18 protein-coding genes, 1 pseudogene and 1 riboswitch are annotated in these 20,616 nt (G+C 62.3%); of the genes and pseudogenes, 7 read left to right on the plus strand and 12 right to left on the minus strand.

Annotation, left to right across the window (positions count from 1 at the left end; translation table 11 throughout):
• Window position 1: 1 nt before the first annotated feature.
• The 3 genes from AC1DKD_RS17910 to AC1DKD_RS17920 all read left to right on the plus strand — a co-directional run bounded on the left by AC1DKD_RS17910 (window position 2) and on the right by AC1DKD_RS17920 (window position 4,657).
• Window positions 2-2,095 carry an AAA family ATPase gene (locus tag AC1DKD_RS17910; protein WP_441635018.1) on the plus strand — a complete coding sequence of 698 codons (2,094 nt, stop codon included), beginning with the start codon at window positions 2-4 and terminating at the stop codon, window positions 2,093-2,095.
• Between the two features lie 88 nt (window positions 2,096-2,183).
• On the plus strand, window positions 2,184-3,686 hold the full coding sequence (locus AC1DKD_RS17915; RefSeq protein WP_441635020.1) for a DUF2779 domain-containing protein: 1,503 nt from the start codon (window positions 2,184-2,186) through the stop codon (window positions 3,684-3,686).
• Window positions 3,687-3,691: 5 nt separating this feature from the next.
• Window positions 3,692-4,657 carry a helix-turn-helix transcriptional regulator gene (locus AC1DKD_RS17920; protein ID WP_441635022.1) on the plus strand — a complete coding sequence of 322 codons (966 nt, stop codon included), beginning with the start codon at window positions 3,692-3,694 and terminating at the stop codon, window positions 4,655-4,657.
• Window positions 4,658-4,730: 73 nt separating this feature from the next.
• Here AC1DKD_RS17920 and AC1DKD_RS17925 read toward each other — a convergent pair whose 3' ends face one another.
• The 6 genes from AC1DKD_RS17925 to AC1DKD_RS17950 form a co-directional block, all read right to left on the minus strand.
• A complete protein-coding gene (locus AC1DKD_RS17925; RefSeq protein ID WP_441635024.1) occupies window positions 4,731-6,017 on the minus strand; it encodes a DUF445 domain-containing protein in 1,287 nt (428 codons plus the stop codon).
• On the minus strand, window positions 6,010-7,128 hold the full coding sequence (locus AC1DKD_RS17930; protein WP_477143534.1) for an ADP-ribosylglycohydrolase family protein: 1,119 nt from the start codon (window positions 7,126-7,128) through the stop codon (window positions 6,010-6,012). The genes AC1DKD_RS17925 and AC1DKD_RS17930 overlap by 8 nt, the downstream gene beginning before the upstream one ends.
• 23 nt (window positions 7,129-7,151) lie before the next feature.
• On the minus strand, window positions 7,152-7,583 hold the full coding sequence (locus tag AC1DKD_RS17935; protein WP_441635028.1) for a DUF3293 domain-containing protein: 432 nt from the start codon (window positions 7,581-7,583) through the stop codon (window positions 7,152-7,154).
• A 28-nt stretch (window positions 7,584-7,611) separates the two neighbouring features.
• Window positions 7,612-7,724: riboswitch (SAM-I-IV-variant riboswitch) on the minus strand.
• Window positions 7,725-7,908: 184 nt separating this feature from the next.
• Complete coding sequence (locus tag AC1DKD_RS17940) at window positions 7,909-10,257, minus strand: TOTE conflict system archaeo-eukaryotic primase domain-containing protein (RefSeq protein ID WP_477143535.1); 2,349 nt, start codon at window positions 10,255-10,257, stop codon at window positions 7,909-7,911.
• On the minus strand, window positions 10,250-10,795 hold the full coding sequence (locus tag AC1DKD_RS17945; RefSeq protein WP_441635032.1) for a hypothetical protein: 546 nt from the start codon (window positions 10,793-10,795) through the stop codon (window positions 10,250-10,252). Before AC1DKD_RS17945 ends, AC1DKD_RS17940 begins: the two co-directional genes overlap by 8 nt.
• 95 nt (window positions 10,796-10,890) lie before the next feature.
• Window positions 10,891-11,145: a DUF6429 family protein gene (locus AC1DKD_RS17950; protein WP_441635034.1), complete on the minus strand. Its 255-nt coding sequence runs from the start codon at window positions 11,143-11,145 to the stop codon at window positions 10,891-10,893.
• A 387-nt stretch (window positions 11,146-11,532) separates the two neighbouring features.
• Here AC1DKD_RS17950 and AC1DKD_RS17955 point away from each other — a divergent pair, with 387 nt between their 5' ends.
• Window positions 11,533-12,207, plus strand: a complete 675-nt coding sequence (locus tag AC1DKD_RS17955) for a DUF6946 family protein (RefSeq protein WP_477143536.1) — start codon at window positions 11,533-11,535, stop codon at window positions 12,205-12,207.
• A 61-nt stretch (window positions 12,208-12,268) separates the two neighbouring features.
• Here AC1DKD_RS17955 and AC1DKD_RS17960 read toward each other — a convergent pair whose 3' ends face one another.
• Together AC1DKD_RS17960 and AC1DKD_RS17965 are read right to left on the minus strand one after the other, a co-directional pair.
• Entirely contained in the window at window positions 12,269-12,502 is a 234-nt protein-coding gene (locus AC1DKD_RS17960; protein ID WP_441635052.1) for a type II toxin-antitoxin system RelE/ParE family toxin, read from the minus strand.
• A gap of 45 nt (window positions 12,503-12,547) precedes the next feature.
• On the minus strand, window positions 12,548-12,814 hold the full coding sequence (locus AC1DKD_RS17965) for a type II toxin-antitoxin system ParD family antitoxin (RefSeq protein ID WP_441635038.1): 267 nt from the start codon (window positions 12,812-12,814) through the stop codon (window positions 12,548-12,550).
• Between the two features lie 324 nt (window positions 12,815-13,138).
• Between AC1DKD_RS17965 and AC1DKD_RS17970 the strand changes: the two genes are divergently transcribed.
• From AC1DKD_RS17970 to AC1DKD_RS17980, 3 genes are all read left to right on the plus strand, one after another.
• A complete protein-coding gene (locus tag AC1DKD_RS17970; RefSeq protein WP_441635040.1) occupies window positions 13,139-13,408 on the plus strand; it encodes a hypothetical protein in 270 nt (89 codons plus the stop codon).
• 429 nt (window positions 13,409-13,837) lie between these two features.
• Window positions 13,838-14,515, plus strand: coding sequence for a hypothetical protein (locus AC1DKD_RS17975; RefSeq protein WP_441635042.1), 678 nt, complete (start codon window positions 13,838-13,840; stop codon window positions 14,513-14,515).
• A gap of 2 nt (window positions 14,516-14,517) precedes the next feature.
• On the plus strand, window positions 14,518-15,159 hold the full coding sequence (locus AC1DKD_RS17980; protein ID WP_477104525.1) for a hypothetical protein: 642 nt from the start codon (window positions 14,518-14,520) through the stop codon (window positions 15,157-15,159).
• A gap of 530 nt (window positions 15,160-15,689) precedes the next feature.
• On the opposite strand, the gene AC1DKD_RS17985 is transcribed toward AC1DKD_RS17980, so the two are convergent.
• The 4 genes and pseudogenes from AC1DKD_RS17985 to AC1DKD_RS18000 form a co-directional block, all read right to left on the minus strand.
• On the minus strand, window positions 15,690-16,019 hold the full coding sequence (locus AC1DKD_RS17985) for a hypothetical protein (protein WP_441635046.1): 330 nt from the start codon (window positions 16,017-16,019) through the stop codon (window positions 15,690-15,692).
• Entirely contained in the window at window positions 16,016-16,945 is a 930-nt protein-coding gene (locus tag AC1DKD_RS17990; RefSeq protein ID WP_441635048.1) for a DUF3108 domain-containing protein, read from the minus strand. The genes AC1DKD_RS17985 and AC1DKD_RS17990 overlap by 4 nt, the downstream gene beginning before the upstream one ends.
• A 1,660-nt stretch (window positions 16,946-18,605) precedes the next feature.
• Window positions 18,606-19,247: a hypothetical protein gene (locus AC1DKD_RS17995; RefSeq protein ID WP_441635050.1), complete on the minus strand. Its 642-nt coding sequence runs from the start codon at window positions 19,245-19,247 to the stop codon at window positions 18,606-18,608.
• A pseudogene (locus tag AC1DKD_RS18000) lies at window positions 19,244-20,616 on the minus strand (hemagglutinin); the annotation flags it as partial. The gene AC1DKD_RS17995 and the pseudogene AC1DKD_RS18000, both read right to left, overlap by 4 nt.

Genomic DNA, 20,616 nt, shown 5'->3' on the forward strand with positions numbered 1-20,616 from the left:
TGTGATTCCGCGCCGCCGCCCAACCCGTTACTCCCGCATTCCGCACGATCTCTCGCCGGCCATCCGGCTCTGGCTGCTGCGCCTGCTTGTTCCCCTGGGTGGCCACCAGGACTTTATCCAGTCCGGCGGCTTCAGCAACGACAGGCTGGCGGAAATGCTGGGGCTGGGGGAATGGATCGATCCGGAGGCCGGGGATTTCGACGCGAAGAAAGTCCGGACCCAATTGCGCAAAGTGCATCAGGACGCGGAGGATGCGTGCCGGGAGACGCCCGCCTCGGCTTACCTCAACACCAATATCGCGCGCCTGGCCGAGCTCGTCGGCCTCTCCGAGACGGATTGCCGGATCCTCGAATTTGTCGTGATGCTCAAGAATGAACGCCTGCTCGACGACACCGCGGACTGCCTCGGCCAGCTCTCGTCGGGCAAGGTGTTCCATGTGGTGGCGGTGCTGCTCGACCTGCCCGAAGCGGCCGTGCGCGAAGCGCTGGCCACGCAGGGCGTGCTCGCGCAGTCCGGCCTGGTCTCGGTCGACCGGAGCTGCCGGTCCACGCTGAACGGCAAGCTGGAGCTGCTATCCGATAGCTTCGCCGACCATATCGTCTCGTCCGATGCCGATCCAGTCGGCCTGCTGCGCGATACCGTGGCGCTGGCCGCGCCCGCGCAACTGGCGCTGGCGGACTACGAGCACGTCAACGCCTCGCTGGCCGTGCTCAGGCCCTACCTGCGGCATGCCTTGTCGTCCGGGCGCAAGGGCGTGAACATCTTCCTGCATGGCGCGCCCGGCACCGGCAAGAGCCAGCTCGCCAAGGTACTGGCCAGGGACCTGGGCCGCGAACTCTTCGAAGTCGCCAGCGAGGACGACGACGGCGACCCGATCGATGGCGAGCGCAGGCTGCGTGCCTTCCGGGCGGCGCAGAGCTTCTTCGGGCAGCGCCAGGCGCTGATCCTGTTCGACGAAGTGGAAGACGTCTTCAACGACGGCGACAGCTTCTTCGGACGCAAGAGCACGGCACAGGCCCGCAAGGCATGGATCAACCGGATTCTGGAGGCGAACCCGGTGCCCACCCTGTGGCTGTCCAACTCCGCCAGCCTCGATGCGGCCTTCCTGCGGCGTTTCGACATGGTCATCGAGTTGCCGGTGCCGGGCAGAAAACAGCGCGCCAGGATTATCGAGAGCGCCTGCCTGGGCCTGCTGGACGCCCGCGCCGTGGAGCGGATGGCCGAGTCCGAGGTCCTGGCGCCCGCCATCGTGACCCGCGCCGCCTCGGTCGTGCAGGCGATCCGCGAAGAGCTGGGCGCGCCCGGCGCGGCGTCCGCGATGGCGCTGCTGATCGACAACACGCTGCAAGCACAGGGGCACGAGCCAATCGGCAAGGCAAACCCCGGCCGGCTGCCCGAGACCTACGATCCCGCGTGCCTCCATGCGGACGCCGACCTGGGCGAACTCGCAGCGGGAGTGGTCCGGACCGGAACGGCGCGGCTCTGCCTCTATGGGCCGCCGGGCACCGGCAAGACCGCCTATGGCCGCTGGCTGGCGGAACAGATGGGCGTGCCCCTGCATGTGAAGCGCGCCTCGGACCTGATGTCCAAATGGGTGGGCGACAACGAAAGGAATATCGCCCGCGCCTTCCGGCAGGCCGGGCAGGACGGCGCGGTACTCCTGATCGACGAGGTGGACAGCTTCCTGCAAGACCGCCGCAGCGCGCAGCGCGGCTGGGAGGTGAGCCTCGTGAACGAAATGCTGACCCAGATGGAATCCTTCGACGGCGTGTTCATCGCCTCGACCAACCTGGTCGAAGGGCTGGACCAGGCGGCGCTGCGCCGCTTCGACCTGAAAGTGCGCTTTGACTACCTGAAGCCCGCCCAGGCATCGGCGCTGCTCTCCCGTCACTGCCAGGCGCTTGCGCTCGCGGCGCCTTCCGTGGCGCTGCAAGCGCGGCTCGGCCGGCTGCGCGAGCTCACGCCCGGAGACTTTGCGGCAGTTTCGCGCCAGCACCGCTTCCGGCCCATTGGCTCGCCCGCGGATTTCGTCGCCGCGCTCGAGGTGGAGTGCGCGATGAAGGAAGGGGCAAAGGGCCCCTTCGGCTTCCTTTGAAGACAATCCGCGTGAAATAATCCCGTGGCCTCGCATACGAAAGCAACGAAACAATCGAACAAGAACGGCAACGAGAACGAGAAGAAAAATGCGCTCACTGTCCAAGTCCAAACTGATGGCTTTCCGGCAATGTCCCAAACGGCTCTGGCTGGAGATTCACCGCCCGGAACGCCGCGAGGATTCGTCCGCCACCGAGGCCAGTTTCGCGATCGGCCACCAGGTGGGAGACATTGCCCGCCGCCTCTATGACCCGGACGGCCAGGGCGTGCTGATCGACGCGCAGAGCGAAGGCTTCGCCGCCGCCTTCGCCCGCAGCCAGGCCTCGCTGGACGCCGCGCAACCGATCTTCGAAGCCGGCTTCTCCGCGGCCGGCGCACTGGCGTTTGCCGATGTGATGCTGCCCGGCGTGACCGCAAGAAAGCGGACTTGGCGGATGATCGAAGTCAAATCATCGACCAGCGTGAAGGACTACCACCAGGACGACACCGCCGTGCAGGCCTTTGTCGCCAGGAGCGCCGGCGTGGCGCTAAGCGCCATCGCGCTGGCGCATATCGACAGCCAGTGGGTCTATCCGGGTGCAGGCGACTACCAGGGGCTACTCACGGAAGTCGACCTGACGGAACAAGCCTTCGGGCGCGCCGAAGAGGTCAAGGGCTGGATTGACGAAGCGCAGCGCATCGCCAGCCAGCCTGGCGAGCCCGCGATGAAGAGCGGCCGGCACTGCAACCAGCCTTACGAGTGCGGCTTCCTGGGTTACTGCGAGAGCCAGGAGCCCTCGGCGGAATTCCCGGTGCACTGGCTGCCCCGCATCCAGGCCAAGGCACTCAAGGCGCTGATCGAGCAAGACGGCGTGACCGACCTGCGGGACGTACCGGACCGCCTCCTGAACGAGCGGCAGCGCCTCGTCAAGACCCATACGCTGTCCGGACAGGCATTCTTCGACGCCGCGGGCGCCGCGGCCGACCTGGCGCCCCACAAGCTGCCCGCCTACTTCCTCGACTTCGAGACGATCCAGTTCGCCGTACCGATCTGGAAAGGGACGCGGCCCTACCAGCAACTGCCGTTCCAGTTCAGCGTGCATCGCCTGTCGCGCACGGGCAAGCTGGAGCATCGGTCCTTCCTGGACCTCTCGGGCAACGACCCCTCCCTCGCGTTCGCGCAGGCGCTGGTTGCGGGTTGCGGGGAGAGCGGGCCGGTATTCGTCTATAACGCCGCCTTTGAAACCACGCGCATCCGCGAACTGGCCGAGCGCTTTCCCCGCCTGGCAGCGCCGCTGCAGGCCATCAGCGCGCGCGTGGTCGACCTGTTGCCCATTGCCCAGCAACGCTACTACCACCCGAGCCAGCAAGGCAGCTGGAGCATCAAGAAAGTACTGCCCGCCGTTGCCCCCGACCTGCGATACGACGCACTGGACGGCGTCCAGGACGGCGGCATGGCCATGAGCGCCTACCAGGAAGCCATCCATCCGGGCACGACCCGCGCCCGCAAGGATCAGATCGAACGGCAACTGTTGGACTACTGCGGGCTGGACACCTTCGCCATGGTACGGCTCTGGCAGTTCTTTGCCGGCCGCGGCGACCTGAAGCTGTAACGCCAATGCCCAAGCGACCCGATACATTGGAAACGGTGCAGCTGGCGCTGGAACTGCTGCGCCGCATTCCACGCAACCGCAAGGTTTCCGCCGCCGACCTGCACGTCCAGCTGACCAACGCAGGACTCTCCCGGGACCTCCGGACAATCCAGCGCCAGCTCGAGATGCTCAGCGAGCACTTCGGCATCGAGCGCGACGACAGCAGCAAGCCCTATGGCTACCGCTGGAAAGAGCAGGCCAGCGGCCTGTCGCTGCCGGTGCTCAATGAGCAGGAGTCGCTCATGCTCGCGCTGGCCGAGCAGCACCTGCGCAACCTGCTTCCCGCCAGCCTGATGAAATCGATGGAAGCCTTCTTCCAGCAGGCGCGCACTAATCTCGGACCGCACGCCAACGGCAAGCGCGGGCGCGAGTGGCTCTCCAAGGTGAGAGTGGTCAGCACCACCCAACCGCTGCTGCCGCCCAAGATCAAGCCCGGCGTATTCGAGGCAGTCAGCAACGCGCTCTACGCGAACTGCTGGCTGGACGTGGACTACAAGAATGCGACCGGCAAGCGCAAGGACGCCAGGGTGATGCCGTTGGGGCTCGCCCAGCAAGGCGCGCGCTTGTACCTGGTCTGCCGCTATGAAGGATATGCCAACGAGCGGAGTCTGGCGTTGCACCGCATCGTGGCCGCGCAGGCATCGACGCTGACGTTCGAGCGGCCGGCAGCGTTCGATCTGCAGAAATTCGACGCGGACGGACGGTTCGGCTTCGGCGACGGCAAACTGATCCGCCTCACCTTCCGCATCGACAAGGAGGCCGGGCTGCACCTGCTGGAATCGCGCTTGTCGCTGGACCAGGAAGTCAGAGAGGCTGGAGACCGGTTCGAGATCAGTGCGACTGTCGTCGAGACCGCGCAACTTGAATGGTGGTTGCGGGGCTTTGGCGACCAGGTAAGCGATGTACGGCGCGCGCCGGTCGCGAGCGAATAAGTGGGCTGCGGCGGGTCGGGCGCTGTCATGGGATGCAGCGCCCGATATGCGGAAAACCAGCGCCGCCCGGCGCCTAATGCGCAAACACGCGCACGATCTCACCCAGGTGCGACACCAGATAGAGCCCGCATCCGATCAGCCCGCCCACGATCGTTCCGTTGATCCGGATCAGCTGCAGGTCCTTGCCGATATTCAGTTCGATGACCTGCGCCATCTCGCGCGCGTCCCAGTTCCTGACGGTATCGCTGATATGCCGGGTGAGGAACTGGGCGAAGTCGGGCGCCATATTCCGCGCCGCCTCCTGCATATGCCCGTTCAACGAACTGCGCAACGCAGGGTCCTGCGCCAGCGTTTTCCCCATCCACTGGCCGGAAGCGGCCACCTTGCCGCGCAGCAGGGAATCGCTGCTGTCCAGGTCTCGCCTGAGCCAGTTGCGCAACTCGCCCCACAGCTCACTGGTGTAAGCATTGAGCATTTCATCGTTCTTCACGAACTGCTTGATCTCCTCACCCTTTTGCAGGAAGGCCGGGTCGCTCTTGAGACGCCCGATCAGGCTCGCCACGGCTTCGTCGAAATTCCGCCTGAGTGCGTGGCCGGGATCCTTCCCGATCTGGTCGAGCAGACTCCGGATCGCGTTGGAGATCATTTCCGAGCCGTTGTTTCCAATCCACTCCGAAGGCAGCACCTTCTCCTTCACCGGATGCTCGCTCTTGAGCCATTCGATGATCCTGGTAGAGATGAAGCTGTGCGTCCCGGGCTCCTGCAGCAGCTTGAGCAACTGGAGGATGCCTTCGTCGAGCAGTTCCTGGTGCCTGCCGTTCCTGGTCAGGCTATCCAGGATCGCGCCCGAGGATTTCGACAGGTCCACCTTGTCGATGGCGGCGTGGATCGCATCCCTGATGAACCCCTGGATGCGCGCATCCTCCATCACCTCCAGGATGCCGCTCAGCATCTTGACGGCATAGGCGCCAAGCCGGTCCGTATTGGCGGGGCTGGTCAGCCATTCCGCCACCTGCTGCGCCGGATCGTGCTTCCGGATCAGCGCTACGATCGAGTCGGGGTCCAGGAATTTCTCCCTGACAAACACCGCCAGGTTGTCCGCGATCTCGTCCTTGTGGCTCGGGATGATGGCGGTATGCCGCGACACAAAGGGAATAGGAACCTTCCTGAAGAGGGCCACCACGGCAAACCAGTCGGCCAGCGCCCCCACCATCGCCGCCTCGGCGATGGCCTTGATCCAGTTCACTCCCAGGCCTGGCGGCAGGAACGCCGTCACCCCGAACACTGCCGTCGCAACCAGCAGCAACGCCAGGGCCCGGCCCTTGTTCCGCTTCAGTTCCTTTTCTTTATGCTTATCCATGTCGGCGTTGCCAGTTCATGTCGGGTTGCGGCTGGCCAGAATCCATCCTGACATCCCACGTCGGAAAGTCACTCAGGTCATCCGCCAGCTCCGCGATCACCTCCCGAAGCTCCAACGGCGCCAGCCATTGGCGCGGAATCGCTTCCTCGCCCCACAGCGCACCCAGCAAGTTACCCGTGATGGCCCCGGTCGAATCGGAGTCGCCGTCATGATTCACGGCGAGTATGACGCCGTGACGGAAATCGCGGGCAACGAGCGCACAGTAAATGGAAATCGCCAGCGCCTCCTCCGCGACCCAGCCTTCGCCGAGACGGGCGATGGCATCCGCATGCGCCACGCCGGACCCGGCAAGCTGCTCCGCGTGCATGATCGCCAGCAGCGTTTCCTCGTGGTCCGGCTGCGCGCACAGGCACGCCTTGGCCGTCCGCAAGGCATCGGGCAATGTCGCGCCGTCAGCCAGTTCGTGGACCAGCGCAGCCAGCACGCCGCCCGCCAGCGATCCGCTCGGATGTCCGTGGGTGAGGGCGGCAAGCGCGGTCCCAAGATCGAAGGCATGCGGGGGCGATCGCTGATCCGGATGCCGCCACGCGAACAACCCCGCCGGCGCCACGCGCATGACGCCGCCGCAGCCCTTGCTGTCGTTATGCGCCGGCTCACCCAGCTTCATCATCGCTTCCAGCGCGGACAAGCAAGTGTTGCCCGGTGCGCGGCGGCTGTGCAGCGCAGCCTGCTGGCAAAGCCACCCCTGCTCGGCCAGGATGAGATCGGCATGCCATGCGGGCCGGATCCCCTGCGTATGCAGCCAGCGCAGATAGGCGCGCGYCACCGCGTCCGGATAGCTGCTGACGCCCCGCACCCAGGCACGCAACAAACCTTCCGCGGTGAACAACGTCATCTGTGTGTCATCGGTGATGGTGCCGATGCCGCCGTAAGCCGGCGCGTAATCCGTGATGCCGCCGGCGCCAAAGCGCTCCAGGATCTCCGCGTGCGTCATGAACTCCACAGGCGCGCCCAGCGCATCGCCGACAGCGCCGCCGAGCAGGCAGCCACGGAAGCGGCTGCGCGAAGTCGGGTTCGAAACGGGATTGGAAACCGGTTGGATTACAGGCAAGTCTTGCTTCATGTCACCCCCGCTTATCGCAAGAGAATCAACTGAGGCACGGCATCGGCGCCGGACCAGATGATCGCGTTCTGTTCAAACTCGGTGCCGAGCGCCTTCGCGTCTTCCAGCGGAATACCAAGCACCAGGAAGCTGGCCTCGCCCGGCCATTCGTTAGAAGGATGCTGGCCGATGCCATCGACAAACGTGAGTCCGCGCCGCGTCAGCTCGCACGCCAGCGCCGCCTGCCGGCGTGCATTGGTTGCATCGTCGCAAGCCTGCTGGCTGAACGGGTTCCATGCGGTGATAAATGCACTGCATGTCACGCCGGATGCATCGTGCAACGCCGCCAGCGGCGCATTGGGCTCGCCGACCCTTAACGTGGCGGGCGCATCGCCGTGGACGTGATAGTGCGTCTCTAGGTAAGCCTGGATGAGTTCGCGATCAATGACTGAGGCAGAAAACAAAAAACCCTCCGTGCAAGGAGGGTCGACGCAGTGCCCGCTTGGTTGTTCCTCAACGACTAAGGAACCACATCCGCTCTCGCGATCCACCTTGCCCGGGTAGGCAGGTTGGCATGGGCGTCGACCCAAATCAGAATGTGAGCGGATTGGAACATGGGGGCTTGGGGGGTGTCAAGGGTGGCACCTTACGCAATCAGTTCCTGGAGGTCTCCGAACCTGATGGGCCAACTCGCCTAGTGGCGGCAGGTAGTCGATCAATGCATCCGCCGGCACGTACAACAGAGCACTTACACGGCGAGCGTATCGAAATAGGACATCCCGGCCAACCTCAGCCCGCCGCCATGCGGTATCCCATCGCCCGATAGCCCCGCTGCCGCTTCTCCCACATCCGTAACAGCGCCGGATGCCCGCTATCAACGAAGTCGATAATGCGCACATCGGTCTTGGTGGCGTGCTCGCGGTGCAACCGGCCAGCGTATTGCTGCAACGTCCCCTTCCATGAAACCGGCATCGCCAGTACCAGCGTATCAAGCGGTGGATGGTCGAATCCTTCGCCCACCAGCTTGCCTGTCGCCAGCAGAATGCGGGGAGCCTCCGGGGGCAATGCATCCAGTTCGCCGATCACGACGGCGCGCTGCTTCTTCGACATCCGCCCGTGCAACACGAACAGCGTCGGCGCCTTCGTCTCCAACAGCGTGCGTATGGCGTCGAGATGCTCCGTGCGCTCCGTCAGCACCAATACCTTGCGGTCCTGTGCGAACGCGTCTGCGGCTTCGGCCACAATCGCTGCCGTTCTGGCCGCATCCTGGGCGAGGTGCCTGAACACGTCCTGAATGCCGGCCGCCAGCGGCAGGTCGATGCGCGCATTCAGCGGGCGCGGCACCACCGCCAGATCGTGCGGTGCGCCGGCAGGCCTCGCTGCTGTGTACCGGATCGGCCCGCATTGCATGAAGATGATCGGCTGCTGGCCATCGCGGCGGACCGGCGTTGCGGTCAGGCCAAGCACGTACTTCGCCTTGACCTTCCGCAGGATAGCGTCGATAGACGCCGCACCGACGTGGTGGCACTCGTCAACAATAACGTGGCCGTAGGTTTCGACCAGCGGATTGACCTCATGCTGCCGGGACAGCGATTGCATCACGGCGATATCGATCTTGCCGGTTGGCCTCGCTTTGCCTCCACCAATGGTGCCCAACACATCCTTGCCGACGCCAAGAAAGACTTGCAGGCGCTCCTGCCACTGCTTGAGCAATTCGGTGCGATGCACAAGCACCAGGGTATTGACGCCCCGCCGCACGATCATGGCTGCGGCCGTCACCGTTTTGCCAAAGGCGGTCGGCGCGCACAGTACGCCGGCCTCGTGGTGCAGCATGGCAGCCACGGCTGCCTCCTGGTCCAGCCGCAGCACGCCGGCGAACTTCACCTCAAGAGGGGCACCGCTATGTCGCTCGTCACAAATATCAGAACGAATGCCATGATCTCGAAGCAGATCCTGCGCGGCATCGAAGCAACCGCGCGGCAGCGCGATATGCTGAGGATAGTTCTCCGCACAACCGATCACGCGTGGCTTGTCCCACACTGACATCCGCATGGCCTGTGCCTTGTAGAACTCCGGGTTCTGGAATGCGGCAAGGCGAATCAGGCGGTTTGCCAACGGCTGCGGCAGGCGCGACTTCTCGAAGTAGACGAAATTCGCCAACGTCACGGCAAGGGACTCCGGCATCGGCAGGGACAGCTTGCTTGTCRTGGATAATGCGGACTTCCACGGTGCCCCCAAATCCTCTTCGTCAATGAACGTCACGTCCAGCGGATGCGCTCCACCAGTGGCAAGCAGGATAGCGGGCTCAATGTCGTGCGGCGCCATCGTCCGGACAGACGACAGGAATGCCCACTGATCCGGATAGGGCTGCAAGTCCTCGTCGACAAACACGCTGCAGCCACTCTCCCGGGGTTTCTTCTGAAGTGGCAGGGCGATCAGGTTTCCAAATCCGCCCTTCGGCATCGTGTCCTGGTTCGGGAACAATCTGTCATACGATTCGAGCTTCAGTTGCCGCGTGCGCGCGCATGTATGACTGATGATCGCCGTGCCAAGACGGCGGGCATCGCGCGCCGAGACCTTATGGGTGAAGAAAACCCAGGCATGCGCCCCTTGACCGGACCGGGAGATCTCAAGAGCGGCGGGTACGCCCAGTTCGCTGCAGGATTGAATGAAGGCACGGGCATCGTCCCGCCATTCGGCCTTGTCGAAATCCACCGCGAGAAAGTAGCAGGTGTCGTCCTCCAGCAGGGGATAGACGCCTACGGTGTGCTCACCGGCCAGGTGGTCGTAGATAACCGATTCCGACAGTGGGATCAGCAGACGGTTGCCGCAGTCCGAGCATTTGATGCGCGGCTTGTCGCAAACGCCGGTGCGCCACTCGTTGGCGCATGCCGGAGCGTAGCCAGAGCGGCCAGTGGTTTTGCTTTCCCAACGAACCGGATAGGCATCGGTTCGTCCGCGGAACAGGCGGCGAAACAATTCGACCTTGTCGCCGGTGGATAGGCGCGAGGTTTCTGCTTCGGGGACTGGCGGCACTGGCACGACGGGCAAGCGCCATTCGATGCCGTGTTTTTGCAGCAGCGCAATCAGGCGAGCGTTTTCGGCCTGAAGCGCGGCTACGGGATCGCACTCATTCATCTACGCCGAACTCGGCAAGGAGTCCGCCCATCCCGTCGCCCACGCCGTAGCCAATGTCCCGGCATAGGTCGCTTACAGCTTCAAGGCGCTTTCGCAGCGGCTGCTGTTGTGCCTCAGGCAGGCTATCAATGACGGCCAAGGCCTGCCCAAACATCCGCACCAGCGCATCCAGGTAGCCAGCATCGTCCAAAGCGAGGTCGCTGCTGAACTCACCTGCCTGCTCACAATAAAACACCATCAGTTCGGCCAGCCCCTCCGGCTTACCTATAGCCTTCTTATAGTCCGAGATCGCTCTTTTCGCCTTGGCAACCGATGTGGGCTGGTTCTTAAACAAATCAGGGTAAATCCAACGGGCAATGACGGTCTTGTAGGGCTTGAGCACGTCGCCCCCGAGCCCGAAGCGGGCATGCAGGAAAGCCTGGTTGTCCTTGCTGGCGGCGTACATGTCTTGCACCAGGCTCAGCAGGCCGGCACGGTCGAGCTCGGCCAGTTTCGTCCTGACATCGATCCAGGTAGTCGTGGTCTTCTGGGTAGCCATTTCAATAGCGCAGGACCAGCCCGCACCTTACCGCATGCGGCCATGCGCTGCCAGCCGGCGCCGCGGTGACGGAGCATTTCCGATGCGCACCCTCATTACTCCTTAGTGCCGGCGTCAGGAAGAATGAAGTGCTTCCTGAAGAGCCGCTCGGCCTCACGCAAGCCCTGCTCCGTGAACGCCACCGACTTCGATTTGTTCACGGGGTTCGCAATGAAGCCCCGTTCGTGGAGCCGGTTCAAAGCTTCCCAGTCAAAGCCCTTCCATGCGCGGTCATCGTCATGCAGGGCCAGATAGAGCAGCCCCAGGACAGCATCATCGATCGCATCGGTGTTGAGTTGATCGGCGTTCATGTTCAGCTCTCCTTCTTGCGCGGCACCAGCGGTCTACGGTGGGCGATGCTGACAGGCGTCTGGGTCCTCTTGGCAGTTTAGTGACAGTTATTGCAGCAGGTGCACCGGCACCCGTCAAAGCGCTTAGGCATCATGACTCACTTTTGTGCTTTCCCTCACCGCGCTCGAGTGATCCCTCGGATCCTATCCAAGTCGGCACCCGGTTCGTGATCTGCCATGCGTATGGCAGTTCAGCGTGCATCTACCTCAATGAGGCGCGCACAGCGCTTCTCAGCATACACCCTATATTGGCAACCGAACATAAAGCGCCAGCCGCCAGTGCTAGCGTCGTCTCATGCTAGCGGGCTGAGTCGACGCTACAGGCCATTCTCCAGCAGGGGAAAAAAAATGAGCAGGATCTATATCCCAACCGCCGCGGCCGATAACTGGGCCCCCTTCCTTGCAGAACTGGTGAAGCATTGGAAAACCCGCTTCACCTCTCGCACATTGGCGCATTGCTGGCAGGAAGCGGATGGCTTTCCCGCGGAAATCGCCAATGCCATCGAAGCCTACCCGGTCCTGCGAGGCACAGCCATGCTGCCCGCCCCCCCGGAGCACCAGGCTGCGATTGCGCGCCGCACCACCAAATCGCAGAGCGACATCCGGGTACTGGGCAAATGCGACGGCCAACTGATCTCCTTCGCTGTGGAAGGCAAAGTTGGCGAGCCCTTCGACCGCACGCTGGCGGAGTGGCTGGAATCGGGAACGCCGGGAAGGCACACCCGCCTCGACTTCTTCGCCGAAACGCTCGGCCTGCTGGAGATCCCGTTATCGATCCGGTATCAGTTGCTGCGCAGAGCCGCCTCCGCGATCCTGGGAGCGGAACGCTTTAACGCGGATCACGCGGTGATGCTCGTTCACTCGTTCAGCCCGACGAATGCGTGGTTTGAAGACTATCGGGCGTTCGCTGCGTTGTTTGGGTTGGATGCGAGGCCTAACTGCTTTTACAGCGCGAAGAGGCTGCCGAAGACGGAACTGCATCTGGGGTGGATTTGCGGGGCTTCGGGGTATCGTGAGCGGTAGGGTGGCTCACGAGTGGACCGAGCCAAGTGCCAAGGTCAGAATGCCGCCACAGGTGCCCACCTTACGCTGGAATATCGCGAGCGCCATGAAGAACGCGGACAACGGTCACTTCGCTATCGCTTGCGGTAAAGAAGATCACGTAATTGCCGTAGGGACAGGAGCGGATATCGCTACCCAGTTCGGGGCGCCGGCGATAGCTATCTGGATTCCGCGCGATTCGTTGGCACTGCCCACGCAATTCCTCGATGAACGCCAGCGCACGCGCCAGACTATCCGCGGCGATGTAATCGGCAATGCCCCCCCAGGTCCTGCTCGGCCAGCGGCGTGATCGTGAGCCACATCAGCGATGCTTGCTCTTGTCAGCAACGCGATACTTGCTCTCGAGCCTCGCAAACACATCTTCAGCTGGCTTAGGGGTGCCACTTGATAGGCCCGCCGCGATCTCAGCGCGCAGCGCCTCCAGTTCCAGTTGGTTGCGTTGCTCCTGCTGCTCAAGCAGCCGTAGACCCGCGCGCACAACCTCGCTCAAATTGTTGAAGCGCCCACTCTGCACCTGCTCACGAATGAAGGCTTCGAAATGACTGCCAAGGGCCACACTGGTAGGCATCCTGATTCTCCTGGCGCTTAATAACAGTTAACAACAGTTATTACAACAGGCATGCTAGGCCCGGTCAAGACACATAAGCATCAAAATTCACTTCCGCGTTATTCCCTCCGTCAGGTAGCCGTGAAAACTTCGGGCGGCTCGTCTTTGCTGGCGGACCTCATTGCCGGCGATCCCTGTGCTGACGAAGCGCTATCATGGACTTCAGGTAATGGATGCTCGCCTTTATCGGAGGAGGCTTCCTGGGTCTGCCTCTCTACGAGCATACGAAGGCGGCCTGGCGCGACAGCTGACTGCCGTCTCAACCAGCCAAAGAGGAGCGTGAAAATGGTCGAATCGAGAAACGGCCTTTGGAGCCGGACGGGCAGAATACTGGCCACGGCCGGACTCCTGGCGCTATCGGGCGCCGCGCTGGCCACCGAACAGTCGCAGCAGCGCCAACAAGGCAGGGACGTAAACCAGGCTGCCAAACAGGAGGCGCGCTCTGGCAAGGTCGACTGCCGGGCCGCAAACCAGAAGAGCAACTCCCAGTGCCGGCAGGACAAGCGCGACACGAAGCAGGAGGGCCGTCAGGACAAGCGGGACATCAAGTACTGATGGGGAGTACCTGTCGAATGCCGTGCCCGCCAGCAGCGGAACACGCATCGGCTGCTCGGCGACCCTTGTGCTGAGCGTGCGCGTCTCGCCCGCTGCCGCGCCGCGATGCGCTGTCTCCTTACAGGCAGACCGTGTTGCGAAATCGGCGACGCGGGCGTGATCCGCAATCGTCACCCGGATTCGTCGCTCTCTTCGTCTTCGGCCATGCGGCATAGCGGCCAAGAGACGTTTGCGCCGGATTCCAGCCACGGTGTGAATTCTTGCCTACACTGCAAACGGCGGCATCCGGACAGTCCGGGTGGCGCCGCCATCACCGTCCGGTCGCGTCCAGGCGTCTGCCCGCCTGAGATGCGCAGGATCGATGCCATCAAGCCGGCCATGACATCGACGAAAACCTCAGCGGGGGCAGACATGTCGAGGTGCGCGCCAGTGTTGACTACCTCAATCGATCCGCATGCCGCCGAAGCCCGGCCCCGCCTGCTCGATACTGTCGACCGGGTTTCCGAGATGTGCTTCGGCCTGTTCATGGCGCTGACCTTCGTGGGGGCGGTATCGGCAGTGGCAGCCCCGGCGGATGCCGCCCGCACCATGTTCCTTACTGCCCTCGGCTGCAACCTGGCCTGGGGGCTTGTCGATGCCGTGATGTACCTGGTCCGCACCCTGACCGAACGGGGGCGCAAACTGACGCTGATCAGGGCGGTGCGAAGCGCAAACGACCCGTCCGACGCCATCGCGTGCCTGCGCAATGCGCTTTCACCGACGTTGCGGCCACTGGTGGAAGACGCGGAACTGGAGGCGATACGCAGCCGTATCGCCAGGACAACCGACTGGCCCGAGACGCCCACCCTGGGCGCCCAGGACTTTCTGGCGGCAGCAGCGATCTTCCTGATTGTCGTACTCGCCACATTCCCGGTTGCGCTTCCCTTCATTATCGTCCCCGAGGTATCGACGGCGCTCCTGGTATCGCGGGTCCTGACCATCGTGATGCTGTTCGGCGCCGGCCTCGCCCTCGGGCGCCATGCCGGCTTCGGCGGCTGGATCGCAGGCCTGGCCATGACGGTGCTGGGCGTCGCGCTGACCGTGGCCATCATCCTGCTGGGAGGCTGAGCATGTGGGCCGCCCGGCTGGCCGCGCACTGCCTCCTGCTGGCCGCGGCGACCGCGCCCCTGCATGCGCGCGCAGCCGGGGAAAGCCAGCCACCCGCGGCGGAAGCGCCCACGTGGAGTGGCGCGGTTTCGGCTTACCTCAACCTGCCGAGCGGCAGCGACGCCTATGTCACCGGTATCGCCATCGCCAATCGCGGCGCCTTGCACCTGGAAGCACGGAGCAACTATGAAGGCAAGGACGCGTACTCATTCTTCGCCGGGTACAACCTTGCCGCCGGCGAAGCCGTGCGCCTCGAGGTCACGCCGATCCTGGGGGGGGTCACGGGCAGCACGAACAGCGTGGTGCCCGGATTCGAGGCCACGGTGACCGGCCGCTATGCGGATGCCTATGTCGAGTTCGAATACGTGCCGAACGCCAAGCCGTCCGCCTACACCTACGCCTGGACCGAACTAGCGTTCCGTCCCGTGGACTGGCTCCGCGTCGGCCTTGCCGGACAGCGCACGCGCGCGTATGAAAACGGCCGCGACCTGCAACGCGGCGTCTTTGCGCAAGTAAAGGGCAAGCGCGCCTCCGCCGCGGTGTACTGGTTCAACCCGACGTCGCATGAGCAGGTCGTCGTGGTCTCAGCGGCGATCAGCTTCTGACGCGTCGTCGTAGAAAGCCGCACCGAAGGTTCGGTTCCAGACAGATTGCCCCCTGCGCAAGGGAATAATGGTCACAAGCGCGAATCCAGCGTAGCAGGACCAGACCACCTCATTAGAAGAGGGGGCAAAACAATATGAGCCACCAAGTTTTACGAGCCGCAATGCTTGCAGCCGTTGCCCTGTTTGTCGCTGCCGGAGCCTATGCGCAAACGCAAGCGAGGCAAGGCGAGGTAAGCAAGGCGCAAAGGATGTCGGTCTGCCAGTGCGTGGCCGACCTCCTTTTCATGGCCGCTCAACTACGCGATATAGGGGCGCCCAGGCAAGATGTACTGAAGAAACTGAGTCAGGTTGGCGGGGGCGACCCGCTCTTTCTCTCCACGACCACCGAGGCTACAAACATTGCCTACGACATGCCGCAAATATCGCCGGCGAAACTGAGGCAGGTTCACATCGACAGGTGCAGGAAGGAGGACAGATGAAGAACGTGGACTCCAGATCCTGCCCGGCGAGCGGCGTGATCGTGAGCTGCATCAGCGGTGCTTGCTCTTGTCCGTAGCGCGGTACTTGCTCTCGAACCTCGCGGACAGATCTTCGGCAGGCTCAGGGGTACCACTCGATAGGGCCGCCGCGATCTCAGCGCGCAGCGCCTCCGCTTCCAGTTGGTTGCGTTGCTCCCGCTGCTCAAGCAACAGTAGACCTGCGCGCACAAGGGAAGAGGATGTACTGCTCATCGAATTCCCTTGAAGCGATATTTTGAGAACTGCGTGGCCGCGCCCGTGGGGATCGTTAGCATCATCGGCAACTAATTGCCGATGATGTGAGATCGTCATGGCGATGGAAAACGCGAGTTCGTCAATCAACGCGCAGCAGGAAGAAACAGATCAAGCACCGGCGTGTTTTCGTCGGCATCCGTGAGGGCGACGCGAACCGGCCCAACGTTTGGCGCCAGCCAGACTGTGCCGTGGAAGACTGGCTCAATCGTGACCTTGCCATCGTTACGGTAGCTGTATTCCAGCACCTGGCCTTCGACGGCAACCTTGCAGGCCTGCGCGTAGGTGCCATCCGGCGCCGCCACGTTCTCGCGCCCTAGATACGTGAACTTGAGCTCGGTAATGACCCCGCCAAAGGTCAGCCCGTACGAACCAGTGCCGTCCGCGGCTTGCTTGAACATCGTGTAGGTCCTGGATTGGCCGGTGGCAAGTCCGGCCAGCACGGGTGACGTCATCTGAATATTGGCGCGCATCGCACTATTCCATGGAACGCCCCCGCCAGACGCCATTGCCGCAGGCACCTTCCCCGAGGCGATCAGGTCCGACAGCGAGGTGGCGGCGTAGTCGAAGCGGTAGCGTCGATCCGATCCACCGGAGCCTGGTTTGGCATATGTCACAGCGCCAGCCGGCAAGACGGGGGTCTGCGGATGCAAGTACACAGTGTGGTGCTGCTCCCCCTCGCCGAAGAAGAAGTTCTTGCTATTCCGCACGTCAATCGCGGGGTAGGCGTTGCCGTCAAAGCTCTGCGTCCCCAAGCCGGCCACATCCACCACGTCGACTTGGACCGGCACGATCCAGGATGCCGAGACGTGGCTCCTGGCGCCTTGCGCAGGCGCCTGCAAACACTCCTGACCTAACACGGTGGGGTCGATTGTCTGCGTGATCGTGCCACCGCCATTGACCGAATCAGTGTGAGCGGTTTCCGGGCTGTCACTACCGCCACCGCATCCCGCCAGGGTCATGGTCACGGCCAGCGCGACAGCCGTCATCGCGTAACGCTCGAATTGCGAGTTCATGGATTTCTTCTCCTTTTTGTTGAAGAGATCTAGCTGAGCGTGGCCAGCAGGAGCGGCGCCTTAGCCTCAGATAGCCGGGCGGTGCGAGTGGCACGGCAACCAGCAGTCGCTGGCGACTGTTTGATTGGCTCGCTGGGCGGAAACGCGGATGCCCGCGCCGGCTCCGGCCACATCGGCAATGGCGGTCTGGTACTCGGACACCGGGCCGGTGACTCAACCGCGCTAGATGTGTGCGCGACGTTAGCAGAGTTGAAATACCAGGAAAATCGGACGTGTACTAATTCATCGTTCATTTACACTTTTTGCTTTTTGGGCAAATACGCCAGCAAGGAGCACCTACAGCAATCTGACGCTTGAGCGAGCACCAACGGTCGCGATTTAGTCAGATGTGAAAAATGTTGAAGTCGGAATCTCTACCGGACCGTCCGCTGAGCGACGGTCGTCGCGCGAAAGGTGAGAGGGAGATGGGCGTTCGCGTGTATCTGACGAAGGCCTGGCTGCGAAGCTGCCCCCGTGCATCGGGCGTAGTGGGGCGCGATGGGCGAAGTTGAAAGCGATGCGGGCGGGCGCAGGCAGCGCGCGAACTGAGGCTGAGGCCAGCGCGCACGACTACTCCGCCATGACGAGTGCGCAACGTTGATGGCTGAGCGGATGCCGCCCAGCCATCGGTGCTCAGAACATGTCATCGATTCGATTCACAATGGCGAGAGGCTGCTGCTGCAACGGCGCCAGCAGGCTATGCAAGCAGCATGCAATCAATCGCGGCATTGGCTTGCGGAAGGCATGTTTTGGTGCGCTCCCAAGCGCATTCAATCGCGAAAGACATCCATCAGGATCTGGAAGCATTGGGCAGCCGGCGAGCGCCAGGCAAAATCAAACCGTGAGCCAGAAGTATCGGGAGCAGATAGGAGGGGGCAATCTCATTCAGGCAGACGTTTGAATCGATAGATCGCGAAGTACCTAGCCGTCCCCGTAGGAATCGAGCCTAGCCGCAAGCTCATGTGGACCTGCATTCCGCGCTCAAGGATGAGGTTTCCTGATGGATCTAGGTACAAGGTTACAACAGAATCGGAATAATTCGGTCCAAACTCAGACCGTCCCCCATCACTTGCCCCTCCCCACGAGACGATTCCATCAGAACCAGTGCAGACAAATTTTCCCTTGTCCTCAAAAGAAGAAACATACTCAAACGACCTCCCGTTCCCATACTGCAGAGCGATTGGCGCAAAGCGGTTCGTCATCCGCACCGTTGCGAAGGTAGGGGGAAGGGACCGTCCGTCGCCGGACTGAGACGCCGCTATTACTTCCTGCGCTTGACGAGCGTCCCGAAATGGAAAGGCGTTTGATAAACGCCATTTCCTTGCCGCTTGTTGTGCTGCTGCATCCCCTTCAATGAGTTCACCTATTCCTTCATATCGCCCGCTTAGATTCGGGCAGTGAGCAGCCGCGTATTCGGCAGGATCTAGATTATTACCTCCAACGCCGGGATAGTTCAGCGGGGAATGGAGACAGGCCGTACAACTCAGAGCTATTCCAGCAACACATAACTTGGCTCGCGCCATTTTTTCCTTTGCTTGCTGCGCCCGATTAGCGGAATTCGCCAGGCAATATCCCGCGGCGAGCCGCACGTGGCTTGAGCACAGACGGAAGGGGGCATTCTTCACTGGATCCGCTTGAATCTATACTTCGCAAAATGCTGGGCCGTACCCGTGGGAATCCCCCCAAGCCGAAGCCTCATATGAATCTGCGTAAATTTCTCATAGATGAGATCACCATGCTCGTCGAGGTAAAGCATTGCCACCGAATCAGATGTATTCGGTCCGAATTCGGAGCGCCCCCCCTTGCTCGCGCCGCCCCAGGTTATTTTTCCTTCAGCCCCAGTGCAAACGAAGCGCTTTTTGTCCTCAAAGGAAGACTGCTGTATTGCACTTCTTCCGTTTGGATATGTGAACCTACTTTGGAAGATCCGTTCCTTGACCAGCGATACTTGCCCGTCCTTTGGGTATTGGAAGCGTCCTGTCTCAGACCTAGAGGCATCGTCAATTGCAGACACCTCATCCGCTTTCGCAAATGGGAATACATTGTCTAAGCGCCTGGTCTTTGCCCAACCTTGCGCAGTAGCGTCTCCATCCAGAAGTTCGCCCCTCCCGTCATACCGGCCGGTCAAATCAGGACACGCTGCATCAACATAGCGAGACGGGTCGATATTCTCACCACCAGCACCAGGGTAGTTCGGCGGCGAGTGGAAACAACCCGAGCAGGCCATGACCAGAAAGGGGATGGCTAACTTCATTGCACTCATTTTGCATTCTTCGATTGTTGGCTCTGGTTGCGGAAGACGGACCAATCTATGCCGTATTGATTGAGCAATGTCACGCCAGCGAATGGAGCTGCCAATGGAATATCGATATCGGTCTGGATCTCAAACATCATCCGTTGAAAGCTCGTCATCCCTTCCTTCAGATTCCCCAGCTGGTCATAGGCAGTCAAACTGCCTAGATAGTCATGAGGGCCGGCGAAGGACTCCAGCACCTTGTCCGTGAACGTGCCCGGAGGGTAGGGTGACTTAGCAAGGGTGCCTGGCAGCCCTTGGAATCCGCCGGTCAGCCCCCCCTCTCTATTGAGAGCTTCGGTCAGAGTCCATTTGTCATTCGTATCCGGGTTGATTCCTGTTCCGGTGAAATCCCAGGCCCCATCCGGTCGCTCGGCAACTATTCCGTATTTTCGCAAGTCGTCAGCGCTAACGCGCGTCCCGGCAATCTTCATGCCGTCGCCGTCAATACCAGAGCTGGATCCAGTAGCATTCGAAATCAGTCGCCCATTTTCATCCCTTGCATCGTAGATGCCTTTGAATCGCTGAGACGACTCAATCTGATCCTGACGCATCGCATCGGCCGCCCAAGCGACGGCAGCCGTCGCCAAGCCAGTCACGGCCCCTGCCTTGCAGTCGCCGCCCTGCATCGCAGCCGTACCACAACCAGCCGCACCAGACGCCAGCAGACGGTCCACGCCGTAGCTGGACCCAAAGTACCCCGCCAGCCCCCCGGTTACCGCTCCCGCGAGACCCGCCGTCGCCAGTTGATCGAGCTTGATCGTGCCAGTCATGCCAATCTGAATGGTCGCGCTTGAGGCAATGCTACCAAGCGCACCGGCGATGGCAAGGTTGGCCATGCCTCCGGCTGCAAATGCAGAACTAGCAAGGAGGCCGCCCGCTGCCGTCGCCTCGACAATCGATCCCGTGGCGATAAGCGCAGTCATACCGGCCTCCGCCGCTGCGATCTGCGCCGCAGCGATGGCTGCAGATGCCGCTCCGGCCGTCACTACGGCCAATGCCACCGCGGCCACCATCGCCACGATCTGCCCCAGCGGCCCGAACCCCTTCTTCTCCTTGATGAACCGCGTGTGGATGTCGTCGGCGACCGTGCTCTCGGTGTAGTTCAGCCCGAGGTTGGCCTTCATCTGATTGACTAGAGCCACGGTCGCGGCCTCGTCCACCCTGCCGTCGGCGCCGCGGATCAGGAACGCATCGTTGACCGCATTGATCGCGTCGGCCTCGATGTTCATGTGCATCGCGCTCATGAACCCGCCCGGCTGCACCACCGTCCCGGTGATCACGCTCCAGCCGCCCTGCACCCGGTAGGCCGACGTGCCGATGTCCACCACATTGGGCC

This window comes from Cupriavidus sp. 05T313 (assembly GCF_056396665.1).